We start from the raw sequence: 17608 nt of genomic DNA, 5'->3' as shown, positions 1-17608 counted from the left end.
CATTTTCTGGTAGCGGCCTTACCTATCCGGGCTGCCGGGCGTCGCATGAGAGGGTGATCGCTGTGAACCGCTTGGGTGGCACGACCTCGCCGTATCTGCTTCAGCATGCCGAGAATCCGGTCGACTGGTGGCCCTGGGGGCCGGAGGCCTTCGAGGAAGCGCGGCGGCGCGATGTGCCCGTTCTGCTATCGGTCGGCTACGCGAGCTGTCACTGGTGTCATGTGATGGCGCACGAGTCGTTCGAGGACGAGACCGTGGCGGCCTATCTGAACGAGCACTTCGTGCCGGTGAAGGTCGACCGGGAGGAACGGCCCGACGTCGACGCCGTCTACATGGAGGCGGTGCAGGCGGCGACCGGGCAGGGCGGCTGGCCCATGACCGTCTTCCTCACCGCGGACGCCGAACCCTTCTATTTCGGTACGTACTTCCCGCCCGAACCCCGCCACGGCTCGCCCTCCTTCCAGCAGGTGCTCGAAGGGGTCAGCGCCGCGTGGACCGACCGGCGCGAGGAGGTCGCCGAAGTGGCCGCGCGCATCGTCCGGGACCTGGCCGGGCGCTCCCTGGCCCATGGCGGCGAGGGCGTGCCGGACGCGTCGGACACGGCGCAGGCGCTGCTCGGGCTGACCCGGGAGTACGACGAGAAGCGCGGCGGGTTCGGCGGCGCGCCCAAGTTCCCGCCGTCCATGGCGATCGAGTTCCTGCTGCGGCACCATGCCCGCACCGGGGCCGAGGGTGCGCTCCAGATGGCCGCCGACACCTGCGAGGCGATGGCCCGGGGCGGGATCTACGATCAGCTCGGCGGCGGTTTCTCCCGCTACTCCGTGGACCGGGAGTGGGTGGTCCCGCACTTCGAGAAGATGCTTTACGACAACGCGCTGCTGTGCCGCGTGTACGCCCATCTGTGGCGCGCCACCGGGTCGGATCTGGCCCGCCGGATCGCCTTGGAGACCGCCGACTTCATGGTGAGCGAGCTGCGGACGGCCGAGGGCGGCTTCGCCTCCGCGCTGGACGCCGACAGCGAGGACGCGAGCGGCAGGCATGTCGAGGGCGCGTTCTACGTGTGGACGCCCGAGCAGCTGCGCGAGGTGCTCGGCGAGAGTGATGCCGCCTTCGCCGCCGCGCACTTCGGCGTCACCGACGAGGGGACCTTCGAGGAGGGGGCCTCCGTCCTCCAGCTGCCGAGGGCCGGGGACGGGGCGGACCCCGCGCGGGTCGCCGAGGTACGGGCCCGGCTGCTGGCGGCGCGCGAGGAGCGGGTGCGGCCGGGGCGGGACGACAAGGTGGTCGCCGCCTGGAACGGGCTCGCCGTCGCGGCGCTCGCGGAGACCGGAGCGTACTTCGGGCGGCCCGATCTGATCGAGCGGGCCACCGAGGCCGCCGATCTGCTCGTACGGGTCCACCTGGGCGAGGTCGCCCGGCTGTCGCGGACCTCCAAGGACGGGCGCACGGGTACCAACGCCGGGGTGCTGGAGGACTACGGCGATGTGGCGGAGGGCTTCCTCGCGCTGGCCGCCGTCACCGGTGAGGGGGCCTGGCTGGAGTTCGCGGGCTTCCTGCTGGACATCGTGCTGGAGCAGTTCACCGGCGAGGGCGGGCAGCTGTACGACACCGCGCACGACGCCGAGCAGCTGATCCGCCGCCCGCAGGACCCCACCGACAGTGCCACTCCGGCCGGTTGGACGGCGGCGGCGGGCGCCCTGCTCTCCTACTCGGCGTACACCGGCTCGGAGGCCCACCGGACCGCCGCCGAGGGAGCCCTGGGGGTGGTGAAGGCGCTCGCGCCGCGAGCCCCCCGGTTCATCGGCTGGGGGCTCGCGGTCGCCGAGGCGCTGCTGGACGGGCCGCGCGAGGTGGCCGTCGCCGGTCCGGTCGGCGGTGAGCTGCACCGTACGGCGCTGCTGGGCCGGGCGCCGGGTGCGGTCGTCGCCGCGGGCGAGGGGCCGGACGCCGGTTCGGAGTTCTCGCTGCTGGTGGACCGGCCGCGGGTGGGCGGGGCGCCGACCGCGTACGTCTGCCGGCATTTCGTCTGCGACGCGCCGACGACGGACGTGGCCGAGCTGGCGCGGAAGCTGGGCGGCTGAGACCGGGTACGGGGAAGGGGGCCAAACTCCGTGGAGTTCGGCCCCCTTCCCTCGCTCGCTCGCCCGCGGGCGGATCGCTCAGCCGTGCTGGTAGGCCACCAGCGAGATGCCGACGTAGTGCACGACGAACGCCGCCAGGGTCAGCGAGTGGAAGACCTCGTGGAAGCCGAACCAGCGCGGTGACGGGTTGGGGCGCTTGATGCCGTAGATCACGCCGCCCGCGCTGTAGAGCAGCCCGCCGACGACGACGAGGACCAGCACCGCGATTCCGCCGGTGCGCAGGAAGTCGGGCAGGAAGAAGACCGCCGCCCACCCCATCGCGATGTAGCAGGGGGTGTAGAGCCAGCGCGGGGCGCCGACCCAGAACACCCGGAAGGCGATTCCCGCCACCGCTGCCGCCCATACCGCCCAAAGGAGCGGCCGACCGGTGGATTCCGGGAGGAGGAGCAGGGTCAGCGGGGTATAGGTGCCCGCGATGATCAGAAAGATGTTGGCGTGGTCGAGCCTGCGGAGCACGGCCTCGCCGCGCGGCCCCCAGGTGCCGCGGTGGTAGACCGCGCTCACTCCGAACAGCAGACAGGCGCTCACGATGTACACCGCGCACGCGATCCGGCCGCGGGTGCTGTCGGTGAGGGCGATCAGGGTGACCCCGGCGATCAGGACCGCGGGGAACATCCCGGCGTGCAGCCAGCCGCGCATCCGCGGTTTCACCGGTACGGCATCGAGTGCGACGGGTTCGAGTGCGACGGGTTCGGGCGCAGCGGCAGCGGCGGCAGAAGTCATATCCGCATGCTACCTACGCCACCGTAGGTATCGGATATGAGTGGCGATGCTCACGTGTGCGGCCCCCTGGACATATGGGCGAATCGGTCGGATGATCAAATGAGTGCGGTCGGCACCGGATGAGCGCCAGGGGAAATCGAAAGGTTCGAAGCATCCGGGTCGCGGCCCCCACGGGGCAACTGACAACAGACACCCTCAACAAGGAGCGATCGTGGCGCGCGACATCGCGGCTCCCCTCACTGTCCCCACCAACCACCGGGAGCTCGTCTCCTGGGTAGACGAGATCGCAGCCCTCACCGAGCCGGACCGGGTGGTCTGGTGCGACGGCTCCGAGGCCGAGTACGAGCGCCTGTGCGGGGAGCTCGTCGCCAAGGGCACGTTCACGAAGCTCGACCAGGCCAAGCGCCCGAACTCGTACTACGCCGCGTCCGACCCGAGCGACGTCGCGCGTGTCGAGGACCGCACCTTCATCTGCTCCGCCCTGGAGAAGGACGCGGGCCCGACCAACCACTGGAAGGCCCCCGCCGAGATGCGGGAGATCTTCGCCGGTGAGCAGGGCGTCTTCCGCGGCTCCATGCGCGGGCGCACCATGTACGTCGTGCCGTTCTGCATGGGCCCCGTCGGCTCGCCGCTCTCCGCGATCGGCGTCGAAATCACCGACTCCGCTTACGTCGCCGTCTCCATGCGCACCATGACGCGCATGGGACAGGCCGTCCTGGACGAGCTCGGCACCGACGGCTTCTTCGTCAAGGCCGTCCACACGCTGGGCGCACCCCTGGAGGAGGGCCAGGAGGACGTTCCGTGGCCGTGCAACTCCACCAAGTACATCTCGCACTTCCCCGAGGACCGCGAGATCTGGTCCTACGGCTCCGGCTACGGCGGCAACGCCCTGCTCGGCAAGAAGTGCTACGCCCTGCGCATCGCGTCCGTCATGGCCCGCGACGAGGGCTGGCTCGCCGAGCACATGCTGATCCTCAAGCTCACGCCGCCGAAGGGCGAGTCCCAGGGCCCCACGTACGTCGCCGCCGCCTTCCCGAGCGCCTGCGGCAAGACCAACCTCGCCATGCTGGAGCCGACGATCCCCGGCTGGACCGTCGAGACCATCGGCGACGACATCGCCTGGATGCGGTTCGGTGAGGACGGCCGGCTCTACGCGATCAACCCCGAGGCCGGATTCTTCGGCGTCGCGCCCGGCACCGGCGAGCACACCAACGCCAACGCGATGAAGACCATGTGGGGCAACTCCGTCTTCACCAACGTCGCGCTCACCGACGACGGCGACGTGTGGTGGGAGGGCATGACCGAGGAGGCGCCCGCGCACCTCACGGACTGGAAGGGCAACGACTGGACCCCCGAGTCCGGTACGCCCGCCGCGCACCCCAACGCCCGCTTCACCGTCCCCGCCGGCCAGTGCCCGATCATCGCGCCCGAGTGGGAGGACCCCAAGGGCGTGCCGATCTCGGCCATCCTCTTCGGCGGCCGCCGCGCCTCGGCCGTGCCGCTGGTCACCGAGTCCTTCGACTGGCAGCACGGCGTCTTCCTCGGAGCCAACGTCGCCTCCGAGAAGACCGCCGCCGCCGAGGGCAAGGTCGGCGAGCTGCGCCGCGACCCGTTCGCCATGCTGCCGTTCTGCGGCTACAACATGGGCGACTACATGGACCACTGGATCAAGGTCGGTGCCGACAAGGACCAGGCCAAGCTGCCGAAGATCTACTACGTGAACTGGTTCCGGAAGAACGAGGCGGGCACGTTCGTGTGGCCCGGCTTCGGCGAGAACAGCCGCGTCCTCAAGTGGATCGTCGAGCGGCTGGAGGGCCGGGCCGAGGGCGTCGAGTCCCCGATCGGCATCCTGCCGGCCAAGGGCTCCCTGGACACCGAGGGCCTGGACCTCTCCCAGTCCGACCTGGACTTCCTGCTCACCGTGGACAAGGAAGTCTGGCGCGAGGAGGCCGCGTTGGTCCCCGAGCACCTCAGCACCTTCGGCGACCACACGCCCAAGGAGCTGTGGGACGAGTACCGCGCGCTGGTCAAGCGCCTGGGCTGACGCAGTCCCGGTGGGCGGCGCCCGCGCGGCGCCGCCCACCGGACGCACCACCGAGGTGCGCCGAGTTGTGTGCCCGGTGGTGCACCCGCGCCCGAACCCCCGCGGCCGGGTCTATCCGACATCCGCCCTGACCTGTGGGGTCCAAAAGCCCGCCGCGGTACGGCCCCCGGAGCCCCCTCATGGCTCCGGGGGCCGCCCCTTTTCATCGAGAACGTCCAGGCATCGCCATATGCTTGCGCACACTATCTTCACCTCTATTGACTCATTCTTTACAAGGCGTCCCGCTCGTCACGTGGGGGCCTACCGAGCCTGTGGGGGAACGAAGTTGAAGCAGTCCCGGCATCGCATACGTACCGCGGCGACCCTGACCGCGCTGACCCTCGGCACCGCGGGCCTGACCGCGCTGGCCGCACCCGCCGCACAGGCGGCCGAGGACCGGGTGGCGAAGCTCCCGGTCTCCTCGTACTCGGCGATGGTCGTCGACTCCGCCCATGAACGCGTCTACCTCACCGACGACAGCCGGTCCCGCGACGCGGGCCAGGTCCAGGTGTACAACTTCGCGGGGGAGAAGGTCGGTTCGCTCACCACCGACACCTCGCCCTCCGGAATGGCGCTCAGCACGGACAGCGCCACGCTCTACGTCTCCCAGTCGACCGGAATCCTCTCCTTCGACACACAGACACAGACCCGCACCGGCCAGGCGTACGCCAACTACCACGTGCCGTGCCCGCGCGATGTGGCGTTCGCCGGCGGCAAGCAGTGGTACACCGAGGCCGCGGCCACCAGTGACTGCGACAACCGCAACAGCCGGCTGTACCAGGTCGACGGCACCGGGGTCGCCGGCACCGGCTGGAACGACCTGGGGCGGCTGCGCCTGTGGAGCGGCCCGCAGGTACCGGACCGCCTCGTCATGGGCCAGCCGCGCACCACGGGTGTCGCCAACCCCTTCCTCACCACGTTCGACGCGAGCGGCAGCACGCTCGTGCGCGGGCCCGAGCGCCGGTTCGCCGACAGTGCGGGCAAGGGCGCGCTGGACCTGAAGGACGTCGCGCAGTCCGCCGACGGGCAGCGGATCGCGGTCGCCGACGCCGCCGCGGGCACCCGCCTCCTGGACGCCGCCGACCTGTCCGACGCGCCGGTCCCGTACCAGCCGCTGCCCGAGGGCGCCACGGCGTCGGCCGTCGCCTTCGGCGGCGACGGGAAGTACATCGCGCGGGGTGCCTCCGCCGCCGGGAGCACGGCCGATCTGCTGGTGCAGGCGGCCGACCCGGCGGACCGTACGACGCCGCTGGAGTTCGCCTTCGACGGTGCGCTGGAGGGGGACCGGATCGCCCCGCGCGGCCTCGGCTGGTCGCAGGACGGCGCGCGCCTCTTCGCGGTCACCACCAATGTCTACGGCAACGAGTACTGGCTGCATGTGATCCAGCCCCCGGCAGCCCAGCACGACTCCCGCTTCACCGGGGCGCTCAGCACGACTCCGGGGCAGGCCGTCGTCGGTGAACCCCTCGGTATCCGGGGGCGGTTGGAGCTGGACGGCCCCGCGCCCACCGAGCCGGTGAAGGTGTCGGCGGTGCGCCATGACGCGAACGGTGACCGCAAGCTCGCCGCCGTGGAGGCCGACGCGGACGGCTCGTTCACCGTCCTGGACGTGCCCTCGCTAGTCGGCGACGCCACGTACACCGTCTCCTTCACCGGGGACCTCACCCACCGCCCGGCCCAGGACATCACCCTCGCGGTCGCCGTCGCCAAGGCGCCGACCACGCTCGCGCTGACCGCTCCGGCGGAGGGTGTGAAGGGTGAGGGCCTGGAGATCACCGGCAGGCTGACCGGGCAGGGCCGCGCCCTTCCGGCCGGGATCACCCTGTCCGTGGAGCGCACCGACAAGAAGGGCACCGGCACCCTGACGTCGGCGGCGGTCGCGGCCGACGGCACGTTCCGGATCAATGACCTGCCGCGGGCGAACGGCCAGGTGACGTACACGGTCGGCTACGCGGGCGACGAGCTGCACAGCGGCTCGACGGCGTCGGCGACCGTGCGGGTGCGCAAGGCCGGCTGACCCGGCACTCCCGCCGGTGGGTGGCACCCGGTCCACGCGCCTCGACGGCCCGTGGACCGGGGCCGTCAGTGGGCCCCGACCAGCCGCGAGGCGGCGGGGGCAGCGGCGGGGGACGTTACGGCGGTGGACGGAGCGGCGGGGGCGGACGCGGAGTCGGGCGTGGACGCCGCTCCGGACCGGGCGGCGGTCGACGCCGCCGTGTGGGCGTCCATGCGCTCCGCGGAGAGGATCGCCGCCGCCGTGTCGGCGCGGGCGGCGGCCACCACCAGCGCGCGGCCCGCGAGGGCGTGGGCGCGGCGGTGCAGTGCGGCCGGGGGCGCGTCGGTCAGGCCGGCGTGCCGGGCGGGCGGCGCACCGCGCAGCCGGGCCACCTGCTCGGCGATGCGGTCGCCCGCCGCGTCGAGCCCCAGCTCGTCGGTGACCGCGAGCAGTGCGCCCAGATGCCCGGCGAGCTGGATGTCCAGCTCCTCCTCGCGGGTGCGGTGCGGGAAGTCGGCGTCGTCGGCCGGTGTGTGGACCGATTTGGTGCGGATCGGCTCGTACATGGATGGCCTCCTGCGTATTGCTGTGAAGCCATCCTAGCTTGGATTCAGTCTAAAGTTGTGCGCGATCCGACAGTAGTTGCCCTAAGGCTGACCGTAACCGTCCAGGAAGCTGCCGATCCTGGTCACCGCGTCGGTCAGATCCTCGACCGACGGCAGGGTGACGACCCGGAAGTGGTCGGGCTCCGGCCAGTTGAACCCCGTACCCTGCACGACCATGATCTTCTCGGCCCGCAGCAGATCGAGCACCATCTGCCGGTCGTCCTTGATCTTGTAGACCTTGGGGTCGAGCCGGGGGAAGAGATACAGCGCCCCCTTCGGCTTCACGCAGGTCACCCCGGGGATCGACGTCAACAGGTCGTACGCCACGTCGCGCTGTTCCAGGATGCGCCCGCCGGGCAGCACCAGGTCGTTGATCGACTGCCGCCCGCCGAGCGCGGTGGCCACCGCGTGCTGCGAGGGCATGTTGGCGCACAGCCGCATATTGGCGAGGATCGTCAGCCCCTCGATGTACGAGGTGGCGTGCGCCTTCGGCCCGCAGACGGCCATCCAGCCGGAGCGGTACCCGGCCACCCGGTAGTTCTTGGAGAGACCGTTGAAGGTCAGCACCATCAGATCGGGGGCGATCGCCGCGGTCGGCGTGTGGGTGGCGCCGTCGTACAGGATCCGGTCGTAGATCTCGTCGGAGCAGACGATCAGATGGTGCCGCCGGGCGATCTCCGTCAGCGCGCGCAGCATCTCGTCGTCGTACACCGCGCCGGTCGGGTTGTTCGGGTTGATGATCACCATGGCCTTGGTGCGGTCGGTGATCTTCCGCTCGATGTCGGCCAGGTCGGGCATCCAGTCGGACTGCTCGTCGCAGCGGTAGTGCACGGCCGTCCCGCCCGCCAGCGAGACCGAGGCGGTCCACAGCGGATAGTCCGGAGCGGGTACGAGCACCTCGTCGCCGTCGTCGAGCAGCGCCTGCATCGACATCTGGATCAGCTCGGAGACACCGTTGCCGAGGTAGATGTCCTCGACGTCGAGGTCGATCCCCTTGGTCTGGTAGTGCTGCATCACCGCACGGCGCGCGGACAGCAGGCCCTTCGCGTCGCCGTAGCCGTGCGCCCCGGAGAGGTTGCGCAGGATGTCTTCGAGGATCTCGGGCGGGCACTCGAACCCGAACGCGGCAGGGTTGCCGGTGTTGAGCTTGAGGATGCGCTGACCGGCCGCTTCCAGCCGCATCGCCTCCTCCAGCACGGGGCCCCGGATTTCGTAACAGACGTTGGCGAGCTTCGTGGACTGGATGACCTGCATGTCTGCGAGCTTACGACCGTGTTTCACGCGGTGCGCGGAGATTGCCCGCCCGCTGCTCCTGACGGGCGAGCGGCCGGCCCGGCCCGGCTTCCAACGGAATGCGTCCCCCCGCCCGGACCGTGGGAACCCTGGCCGGGGCGGCGCCGGGGCTTGGAATGCGGGCGCGACGCGCGGGGGCGGGTGAGATCGGCCACGTGATCGCCACGTGATCGCCACGGGCTGCCGGAGTGGCGGGACCGCCGGACCCGGCCCCTCACTCCGGCAGCCGGGTCCCCTCCGGAACGCGGATGCCGAAGTCGTCCCGCAGGACGCGGAGCGCCTCGGCCGCGTCCGGCAGCTGCCGCTCCGTGATCGTGCCGTCGTCGGCCGTCTCGACCAGATCGAGACCCGACAGGGCCAGATGGGAGCCCGGCCGCGTGAGCTGGGCGTACACCGCCTGCTGGAACGGCGAGCGCGGGTTGGTCGCGATGTGCCAGTTGATCACTTCGAAGTCCGGCGCCTCGAACGGCTCCAGCGTGAACGCGTACTGCGGCTCCCAGGCGCCGCCCTTCTCCGTCTGCAGCTCCCACAGCTCCAGCGGCCCGTCGTGCGGGGTGTGCACGAGCCGGTGGTGGCGCGGGCCGTCGAACAGCTCCGCGTCCGCCACCAGCGGGATCGGCTCCAACAGCGCGCTCACGGCCCCGAAGCCGACATCGGCCAGCCAGGGAGTGTTCCCGCCCGGTACGTCCACCCGCATCAGCATGTGCGTCCGGGGGCGGATGTCACCGGGGGCGGCCCCCAGCAGCACCCGGGCGGCGAGCAGCGTCACCTTGAAGCCGAGCTGCTTCAGCACGGCCGACAGCAGGGTGTTCTGCTCGTAGCAGTACCCGCCGCGCCCGCCGAGGACGAGCTTGGCCTCCAGATCCGCGAGCGCCAGGGAGGGCGCGGAGCCGAGGACCGGTTCCAGGTTCTCGAACGGGATGCCCACCATGTGGGCGCGGTGCACGGAGCGCAGCACCTCCGCGGTGGGGCGGGGCTCCCCTTTCCAGCCGATGCGGGCGAAGTACGCGTCGAGATCGAGTGTCATACCTCGACGGTACGCAGCCGGGTCGGTGCCGGGCCATTTTGGACGCCCTGCGGCCCGGCTGCGGGCGGGTTCCCCGGGGCGGCGCCCCGGGCGGGTCCCTCGGGCGACCGGGCTCCGTACGCCGGTTCAGCCGACCGCGTCCCCTCCCGGGGCGGCCATGAACGCGGTCAGCGGACCGGTGCCGACGCCCTGTTCCACGGCGGTGCGCAGCAGCGTGGCATTGCCCGCGGCCACCACGGCGGGACTGGTCGTGTCCTGGTCCGCGGGGTCGCCGCCGTCCGGACCGGCGGCGAACGAGCGGGCGTGCGGGGCCATGGTGATGAGCCAGTCCGCCAGCAGCGAGCCGAACTCCGCGGCCTCGATGTCCTCCTCTCGGACCAGCGCGAAGGCGTGCGAGATCCCGGCGAACATCCCGTACATCGCACTCAGCAGCGCCACGTCGTACAGGGCGGCGAATCCGGCGTCCGGTCCCACGTACTTCGTACCGGCGGGCACGGCCAGTACGTCCTTCCGGTCCTCGAACAGCTCGCGGGAGCCGCTGTAGAGGACATAGCCGCCGGAGCCCGGCGTGCCGATCATCGACGGGATCGCCATGATCCCGCCGTTCAGGAAGCGGGTGCCGCGCCCGGCCGCCCACAGCGCGCGTTCCCGCGCCTCGGCCGGGGTGGTGGTGGTGAGGTCGACGAGGTCCTTGCCGGTGAGACCGGCGTCGGCCAGCGCGTCGCCGACCGAGGCGTCGTCCAGCAGGCAGAGCACGACGAGACCGTTCTCGGCCACCGCATCGGCGGCTGTCGCGGCCACCCGCGCTCCGTCGGCGGCGAGTGCGGCGGCCCGGCCCGGGCTGCGGTTCCAGACGGTCAGGGGGTGCCCGGCGGCGAGCCAGGTACGGGCGAGCGCGGTGCCCATGGCACCGAGCCCGAGAAGGGTGACCGGGGTCTTTTCAGAGGCGTTGTCGGGCATGACGACTAGGCTGGTCGAAAGCTCCGGGAGGCTCAAGTACCCACTTCGGAGTGGGTGGTTACCTCGCGGTCAGTGACCTGGTGGGAGGGGGACGATGGGATTCGTACGACGGCCCGGGCCGTTCGTCTGCGGGATCGACGCGGCGATGGATGTGATCGGCGGCAAGTGGAAAGTGCTGATCCTCTGGGCGCTCAACGAGGGCACATGCCGTTTCGGTGAGCTGCGCAGGCAGGTGCCCGGGGTGACGGAGAAGGTGCTCAGCTCCCATCTGAAGGAGCTGGTGGACGACGGCATCGTGCACCGCGAGGTGCACGCCGAAGTGCCGCCCCGCGTCGAGTATTCGCTGACTCCGCTCGGCTTCACGCTGAACGAGGCGCTGGGCCCGCTCGGTTCCTGGGGGCGGGACCACATCCGCCGGAGCGGCGAGGAGCCCGAGCCGTCCGACCGGTCCGAGGCCGGGGACGACTGCGCGAACGGGCCGGAGTACGGGGTCGGCTGCGCGAACCGGCCGGGGTACGGGGATGGTTCCGTGAACGGGCCGGAGTACGGGGGCGATTCCGCGAACGGGTCCGGCCCGGTACGCGGTGTGCAGTCGGCGGCCCGCTGCAGTGCCGCACGGACGGCTTGAATTCGCCCCTTGTGGCGTCCCCGCATGTACGCCAACATGCGCATGTCAAAAACCGGAAGATTTCCGGTCACTGACATCACTGGAGGGGACCCCCCATATGAAGAAGCCTCTCGTCGGTGCGTTCCTCGCTGTCCTGCTCCTGGGAGCGGGGGTCGCACCCGCTGTCGCGGTGTCCCCGGCGCCGCCCGGAGTCAAGGCCGCAGCGAAGGTTTCGGACGACGCCCATGCCACGGCCAAGCCCAAGGCGGTCAACTTCGCCGGGACCGTGGCGCTGAGCAATTGTTCCGGCTCCGTGGTCCGCGCACCCGGCTCCCAGTCCACCGACCCCGCCCTCGTGCTCTCCAACGGGCACTGCATGGAGTCCGGCTTCCCGGGCCCCGGCCAGGTCGTGATCAACCAGCCGTCCACCCGCTCGTTCACCCTGCTCAACGCCGCGGGCAGCGGCGTCGGCACCCTGCGGGCCAGCAAGATCGCCTACGGCACGATGACCGACACGGATGTCTCGCTGTACCAACTCACCAGCACCTACGCCCAGATCGAGAGCAGCTACGGCATCAAGGCGCTGGAGCTGGACACCGCCCACCCGGCGGCGGGCGCCGCGATCACCGTCGTCTCCGGGTACTGGAAGCGCACGTACGGCTGCAACGTCGACGGCTTCGCCTACCGCCTCAAGGAGGGCCAGTGGACCTGGAAGGACTCGGTCCGCTACACCTCCGCCTGCCAGACCATCGGCGGTACGTCCGGCTCGCCGGTGATCAACAACGCCACCGGCAAGGTGGTCGCCGTCAACAACACCGGCAATGAGGACGGCCAGCAGTGCACGGACAACAACCCGTGCGAGGTCGACGAGAGCGGCAAGGTGACCGTCCGTCAGGGCATCAACTACGCCCAGCAGACGTACAACATGGTCCCGTGCATAGGCGCCGGTAGCAAGATCGACCTGAACCGGGCCGGCTGCGCCCTGCCCAAGCCGTAACCCCGGCACGTATACGCCGGTACATATACGCACGTCACCGCGTGGACGCCGCACGGGCCGGAACTCAGGCCCGTGCGGCGTCCGTGTCGTCGGCTTCGTGCGCTTCGTGGTCTTCGTGAGCCTCGTGGGCGGTGACCCGTGCGCCGATGCCGTCCAGCAGCACCTCCAGGCCCACCCGGAACGTCTCGCGCGCCTCCCGCTCCGGATACGGCACCGGGTCGTCGGCCGACGGCGCGTCCGGCGTGCCCTCGCGCTCCAGCCGGCTCACGGCGGGGAAGCGGTCCGCGAAGTCCGGGGCCATCTCGCCGAGCACCGCCGCGCGGGCCGCCCACCATTCCTCGTCCGAGCTGCCGGTCACCGCCGCCGCCTGCCGGGAATCGGCCACCGTGCCCGCCGCGCCGCGCACGAAGTGGAACAGCGTCCCCACCAGCCGCCGCAGAACCCGGGCGTGTAGCCCGGTCCCCTGGAGCAGCCGGACGAGCGTGTCCAGCCCCGCGTACTCGTGCGGGCCCAGCACCGGACGGGCCTGGGAGACCTGGAGCACCCAGGGGTGGCGGACGTAGAAATCCAGCAGGTCCCGCGCCCAGGCGGTGAGCGAGGCCCGCCAGTCGGCCGACTCCGGGTAGTGCGCGGGGAGTTCGGCGTGCACCGCGTCGTACATCAGGTCCAGCAGTTCGCTCTTGCCCGGGACGTAGGTGTAGAGCGCCATCGCCGTCCGGCCGAGCCGGTCGCCCACCGCCCGCATCGAGAGCGCGGCCATGCCCTCCGCGTCGGCGACCGCGACGGCGGCTGCGACGATCGCGTCCACGCTCAGCCGGGGCTTGGGTCCCGGCCCGCCGTGCGGCTGCGCCGGAGCGTCCCCGCGCCACAGCAGGGAGAGGGAACGGCGGGCGTCACCCTGCCCGGCAAAGACCACCACTTGCGACTCCTTACGCCATAAAGTAACTTCGGCCGGGTAATTCTTTACCTCGTAAGGTATCAGTGGGAGAGGGGCCCGGCCCGATGAGTCACGCGCTGCCGGTCACATACGTACAGGTCACGGACGTCCGCCGGGTCACCCCCAGGACGGTGCGCGTCACCCTCACCGGGGAGGGCCTGCCCGGCCTCATGGAGGACCGGCCCGACCAGCAGATGAAGCTCTGCCTCCCGCGCGACGGGCAGCGGGTGCCCCGGCTGCCCCGGCAGGACGCCGACGACACCTACGGGATGCGCTGGTACGAGGCGTACCTGGCGATCCCCGAGAGCGAACGCCCCTGGATGCGCAGCTTCACCGTCCGCTCCTACGACCGCGGACGCAACGCGATGGCCGTCGACTTCGTGCTCCACGGCGACACCGGCCCCGCCACCCGCTGGGTTTCGGCCGCCCGCCCCGGCGATGTGCTCGGCATGGTCGGGCCCTCCTCGATGTACGCCCGCCCGCTGCCCGCGTCCGACTGGCTGCTGCTCGCCGGTGACGAGACCGCGCTCCCGGCGATCGGCACGCTGCTCGAAGCCCTGCCGGCCGGGGCGCGGGCCCTGGCGTACGTCGAGGTCGCGGACGCGGCCGAGGAGCGGGAGCTGCCGTCCGCCGCCGGGGTGGACGTGCACTGGGTGCACCGGGACCGGGGCGGCTCGCTGCTCGGTGCGGTCCGCGCGGCACGGCTCCCCGGCGACGGGGCGGGCGCCGCGTGGATCGCGGGGGAGGCGGGAGAGGTCCGGGCGTTGCGCCGCCACCTGGTCGAGGAGCGGCGGCTGCCCAAGGAGTCGGTCGAGTTCAGCGGCTACTGGCGGCGCAGGCTCACCCAGGACGACGCCCCGACCGAGGAGGACCTGGCCTGGGCGCGTGAGCGGGCGGCCGGGGCCTGACCCGCGCCGCTCCTCAGCGGCGTACGCTCCCGTTCGCCCCGTTCCTCATCGCCGTAGGCGCTCCCGCGTGCCCCGTTCCCTATCGCCGTGCGGTCCCCGCGCCCCGTACCGACCGCCCCGCCAGTACCGAGGTCCGCCGGCCGTCCTGGATGACGAAGCGGCCGTCGATCAGTACGTGCGGGATGCCCACCGGCAAGGTGCGCGGCTCCTCGAACGTCGATCCCGCCGCCACGGTCGCCGGGTCGAAAAGGACCAGGTCGGCGCGGTAGCCCTCGCGGACGAGGCCGCGGTCCGCCAGTCGGAGCCGGGAGGCCGGGCGGGACGTCAGATGGGCGACGCACTCCTCCAGCGAGAGAATGCCCAACTCCCGGACGTAGCGGCCGAGATACTGCGGGAACGTGCCGTACGCGCGCGGGTGCGGCTTGTCCCCCTGGAGGATGCCGTCGCTGCCCCCGGTGTGCACCCGGTGGCGCATGATCTGCTGGACGTTCTCCTCGTGGCCGACATGCTGAAGGATCGTCGTGCCGAGCCGGTCCTCCGTCAGCAGCCGCCGTGCGGTCACCCAGGGGGCCTCGCCGCGCAGCCGGGCCGACTCCGCCACCGTACGGCCGACGTGGTCGGCCAGCCCCGGCGCGCCGACGCCCGAGATCTCGATGGTGTCCCACTCGATCGGCACCCCGTGGCAGCCGTCCGAGCCCAGCACCTCCAGGTGGTGCCGTATCTTCTCCGCCGTCGCTCCGTCCGCGAGACGCGTGAGGACCGACTCCGGGCCGCCCTCGTTCGCCCAGCTCGGCAGCATCGCGGCGAGCGTCGTGCAGCCGGGGGTGTACGGGTAGGTGTCCAGGGAGATGTCGGCACCCGTGGAGAGGGCGTCGTCGAGCAGGGTCAGCAGATCCGGCGCCTTCCCCTTGTTCACACCGAAGTTCATGGTGGCGTGGGCGAGATGGAGGGCGCAGCCCGCGTTACGGGTGAGCTGCACCATCTCCTCGTACGCCGCCAGCGCGCCCGCGCCGTACGAGCGGTGGTGCGGGCAGTAGTAGCCGTCGTACCGGGCCACCACCCGGCACAGCTCGGTGAGTTCGGCGTCGTCCGCGTACATCCCGGGGGTGTACGTCAGCCCCGAGGACATGCCGACCGCGCCCTCGGCCATGCCCTGGGCGACCAGCTCCCGCATCCGGTTCAGCTCGGCTTCGGTGGCGGGCCGGTCGTCCCACCCGACGGCGTACATCCGGACCGTGCCCTGCGGGACGAGGTAGGCGGCGTTGACCGCGATGCCCTGGCCGCCGAAGTTGTTGTCGAGCCGGTCCAGATAGCCGCCGACCGTGCGCCAGTCGAAGTCGACGCCCGTGTCCTCGGGGGCCCCGCCGTTCCACCCGCTGATGGTGCGGCGCACCTCGGCGAGCGTGCGGTCGTCGACGGGGGCGTACGACAGGCCGTCCTGCCCCAGCACTTCGAGGGTGACGCCCTGCGCCGCCTTCGCGCTGTGGTCGGGGTCCCGCAGCAGTGCCAGGTCGCTGTGGGCGTGCATGTCGATGAAGCCGGGGGAGAGGGCGAGACCGTCGGCGTCGAGGGTGCGGGTGGCGGTGGGGCGCGGGCCGGGGGCGCCCTCGGCGCGGATCTCGGTGATCCGGCCGCCGTCGACGGCTACGTCGGCGCGGTAGGCGGGGGTGGCGGTGCCGTCGACGACCAGCGCGTCGCGGATGACCAGGTCCATGGGGTGTCACCTTTCGGGGACGGGCGTGACGGGCGTGACGGGCGTGACGGGGGGATGGAGCAGGCGGGCGGGACCGGCGGGCCGGGGGGCTTGTACGGAGGGGGCGCCCCCTTGCGGGAGAGCGCCCCCGTACTACGGGGCGCGCGGGAGAGCGCCCCCGTACTACGGGGCGCCCCCCCGGGCGGGCTCAGAAGAACGTGCGGATGTAGTCCGTGACCGTGCCGTCCGCCGTGACCAGCGGGATCAGCTGCCACTTGTCGAAGCTGGTGCACGGGTGCGACAGGCCCATCCCGACCCAGTCGCCCACCTCCAGCTCCGCCCCCGGCTCCGTACGTACCCAGGTGTGCTGGTCGGAGAGGCCGGTGACCGTGATCCCCGTCGCGGGCCGCACCGAGCCGTCCCGGCCGGAGCGGACGACCTGCGCCTCGGGCAGGTCGAGGTCGTACGCCGCGTCGCGCTTGCCCGCGTTGAGGAACGCCTGTTCGCCGGTCGGGCGGGAGACGACCTGGGCCCAGATCCGGAAGGCGGGCTGGAGGGTGCCCTCCCCGGGGACCCGGTTGAACGGGGTGAGGCGCTTGTAGTGGCCGTCGTCGTGCGAGACATAGGCGCCCGAGCGGAGCAACTTCAGTACGGGCAAGCTCAGTTCGGGGATCTCGGCGAAGACGTCCGCCACCGCGTCGAACCAGGCGCTGCCCCCCGCGCTGATCATGATCTCGTCGCAGCCGGTGAAGCGCCCCGCCTTGTCGAAGTCGCCCGCGAGCGCGACGAGTCGCCGCAGCCACTCCCGTACGCGCTCCGGGGACGCCTCGGGCACCTCGCCCTCGTACCCGGCGACGCCCACCAGGCGCAGGGTGCCGGCGGCGGCCACCGCGTCGGCGACCGCCGCGCAGTCCGCCCCGGTCCGGGCGCCCGTGCGCGCGCCCTCGCCCGCGCCCAGCTCCACGACCACATCGACCGGGCGTACGGCGCCCGCGGCGCTCAGGGCCTCGTCCATCAGCTCGACGCCGCGCACCGAGTCGACGTAGCAGACGAAGCGGAACTCCGGGTCGGCCGCCAGCTCACCGGCCAGCCAGCGCAGCGCCACCGCGTCGACGACCTCGTTGGCCAGGAAGATCCGCTGGATGCCGTACGCCCGGTAGACCCGCGCCTGGTGCGGCACGGCCGCGGTGATGCCCCACGCGCCGCGCTCCAGCTGGTCGGCGAAGAGCTGCGGGGACATGGACGTCTTGCCGTGCGGGGCGAACAGGAGGCCGTGGCGCTCGGCGTACGTCTCCAGGAGGGCGAGGTTGTGCTCGACCGACTCGGCGGACAGTGCGAGCACCGGGGTGGTGAAGCCGCCCGTGAAGAGGTTGCGGCGCTCGGCGGCCAGGGCGCCGACGGTCAGGCCCTCCGCGTCGGGCGGCAGCGACTTGAAGCGGTGATCGACGCGTTCCTCGGCAAGGTCGGACACGGTGTGGCGGGTGGGGCGGTCGGCTGCCAAGGGAAACTCCTCGAAGTGTTCGTTGCACCATATGCAACACCCATTGCGCATATCGCTCAATGCTGTCTAACATCCGAGCCGATGCCGGGTCAATGGTGAGAACCGGCGCCGCACGCCGGATCAGCGAGGAGCCCAGA

13 protein-coding genes and 1 pseudogene are annotated in these 17608 nt (G+C 71.7%); 6 read left to right on the top strand and 8 right to left on the bottom strand.

Translation table 11 applies throughout. The annotated features are described in order from the left end of the window. The first annotated feature begins 62 nt into the window (after positions 1–62). Complete coding sequence (locus OG413_RS04800) at positions 63–2081, top strand: thioredoxin domain-containing protein (protein WP_266803169.1); 2019 nt, start codon at positions 63–65, stop codon at positions 2079–2081. A 78-nt stretch (positions 2082–2159) separates the two neighbouring features. Here the strand turns inward: OG413_RS04800 and OG413_RS04795 are convergent, their stop codons facing one another. Continuing rightward, on the bottom strand, positions 2160–2864 hold the full coding sequence (locus OG413_RS04795; protein WP_266803168.1) for a hemolysin III family protein: 705 nt from the start codon (positions 2862–2864) through the stop codon (positions 2160–2162). A gap of 211 nt (positions 2865–3075) precedes the next feature. On the opposite strand from OG413_RS04795, the gene OG413_RS04790 reads away from it, so the two are divergent. Both OG413_RS04790 and OG413_RS04785 read left to right on the top strand, forming a co-directional pair. Beyond that, positions 3076–4908, top strand: coding sequence for a phosphoenolpyruvate carboxykinase (GTP) (locus OG413_RS04790; RefSeq protein WP_266803167.1), 1833 nt, complete (start codon positions 3076–3078; stop codon positions 4906–4908). A 325-nt stretch (positions 4909–5233) separates the two neighbouring features. Then, complete coding sequence (locus tag OG413_RS04785; protein ID WP_266803166.1) at positions 5234–6964, top strand: Ig-like domain repeat protein; 1731 nt, start codon at positions 5234–5236, stop codon at positions 6962–6964. A gap of 191 nt (positions 6965–7155) precedes the next feature. On the opposite strand, the pseudogene OG413_RS04780 reads toward OG413_RS04785, so the two are convergent. The 4 genes and pseudogenes from OG413_RS04780 to OG413_RS04765 form a co-directional block, all read right to left on the bottom strand. Continuing rightward, positions 7156–7509, bottom strand: a pseudogene (locus OG413_RS04780) (hypothetical protein); the annotation flags it as partial. Positions 7510–7590: 81 nt separating this feature from the next. Next, positions 7591–8802 (bottom strand): pyridoxal phosphate-dependent aminotransferase, encoded by a 1212-nt coding sequence (locus OG413_RS04775; protein WP_073718147.1) that lies wholly within the window; start codon positions 8800–8802, stop codon positions 7591–7593. A 253-nt stretch (positions 8803–9055) separates the two neighbouring features. Next, on the bottom strand, positions 9056–9868 hold the full coding sequence (locus OG413_RS04770; RefSeq protein ID WP_266803165.1) for an arylamine N-acetyltransferase: 813 nt from the start codon (positions 9866–9868) through the stop codon (positions 9056–9058). A 126-nt stretch (positions 9869–9994) separates the two neighbouring features. Next, positions 9995–10828, bottom strand: coding sequence for an NAD(P)-binding domain-containing protein (locus tag OG413_RS04765; protein WP_266803164.1), 834 nt, complete (start codon positions 10826–10828; stop codon positions 9995–9997). A 94-nt stretch (positions 10829–10922) separates the two neighbouring features. Between OG413_RS04765 and OG413_RS04760 the strand changes: the two genes are divergently transcribed. Both OG413_RS04760 and OG413_RS04755 read left to right on the top strand, forming a co-directional pair. Then, entirely contained in the window at positions 10923–11456 is a 534-nt protein-coding gene (locus OG413_RS04760) for a helix-turn-helix domain-containing protein (RefSeq protein WP_266803163.1), read from the top strand. Between the two features lie 97 nt (positions 11457–11553). Further along, positions 11554–12432, top strand: a complete 879-nt coding sequence (locus OG413_RS04755; protein ID WP_266803162.1) for a serine protease — start codon at positions 11554–11556, stop codon at positions 12430–12432. Positions 12433–12496: 64 nt separating this feature from the next. Here OG413_RS04755 and OG413_RS04750 read toward each other — a convergent pair whose 3' ends face one another. After that, entirely contained in the window at positions 12497–13351 is an 855-nt protein-coding gene (locus tag OG413_RS04750) for a TetR/AcrR family transcriptional regulator C-terminal domain-containing protein (protein ID WP_266803161.1), read from the bottom strand. A gap of 83 nt (positions 13352–13434) precedes the next feature. Here OG413_RS04750 and OG413_RS04745 point away from each other — a divergent pair, with 83 nt between their 5' ends. Next, a complete protein-coding gene (locus tag OG413_RS04745; protein ID WP_266803160.1) occupies positions 13435–14277 on the top strand; it encodes a siderophore-interacting protein in 843 nt (280 codons plus the stop codon). Positions 14278–14356: 79 nt separating this feature from the next. On the opposite strand, the gene OG413_RS04740 is transcribed toward OG413_RS04745, so the two are convergent. Both OG413_RS04740 and OG413_RS04735 read right to left on the bottom strand, forming a co-directional pair. Continuing rightward, positions 14357–15991, bottom strand: a complete 1635-nt coding sequence (locus tag OG413_RS04740) for an amidohydrolase family protein (protein ID WP_266803159.1) — start codon at positions 15989–15991, stop codon at positions 14357–14359. Positions 15992–16178: 187 nt separating this feature from the next. After that, positions 16179–17471 carry an alanine racemase gene (locus OG413_RS04735; protein WP_266803158.1) on the bottom strand — a complete coding sequence of 431 codons (1293 nt, stop codon included), beginning with the start codon at positions 17469–17471 and terminating at the stop codon, positions 16179–16181. Positions 17472–17608: the final 137 nt, after the last annotated feature.

The sequence above is a fragment of the Streptomyces sp. NBC_01433 genome (genome assembly GCF_026340105.1).
GTDB lineage: Bacteria > Actinomycetota > Actinomycetes > Streptomycetales > Streptomycetaceae > Streptomyces.
The sequence above is the reverse complement of the archived record's forward strand: the minus strand, read 5'-3'. Positions and strand labels throughout refer to the sequence as shown.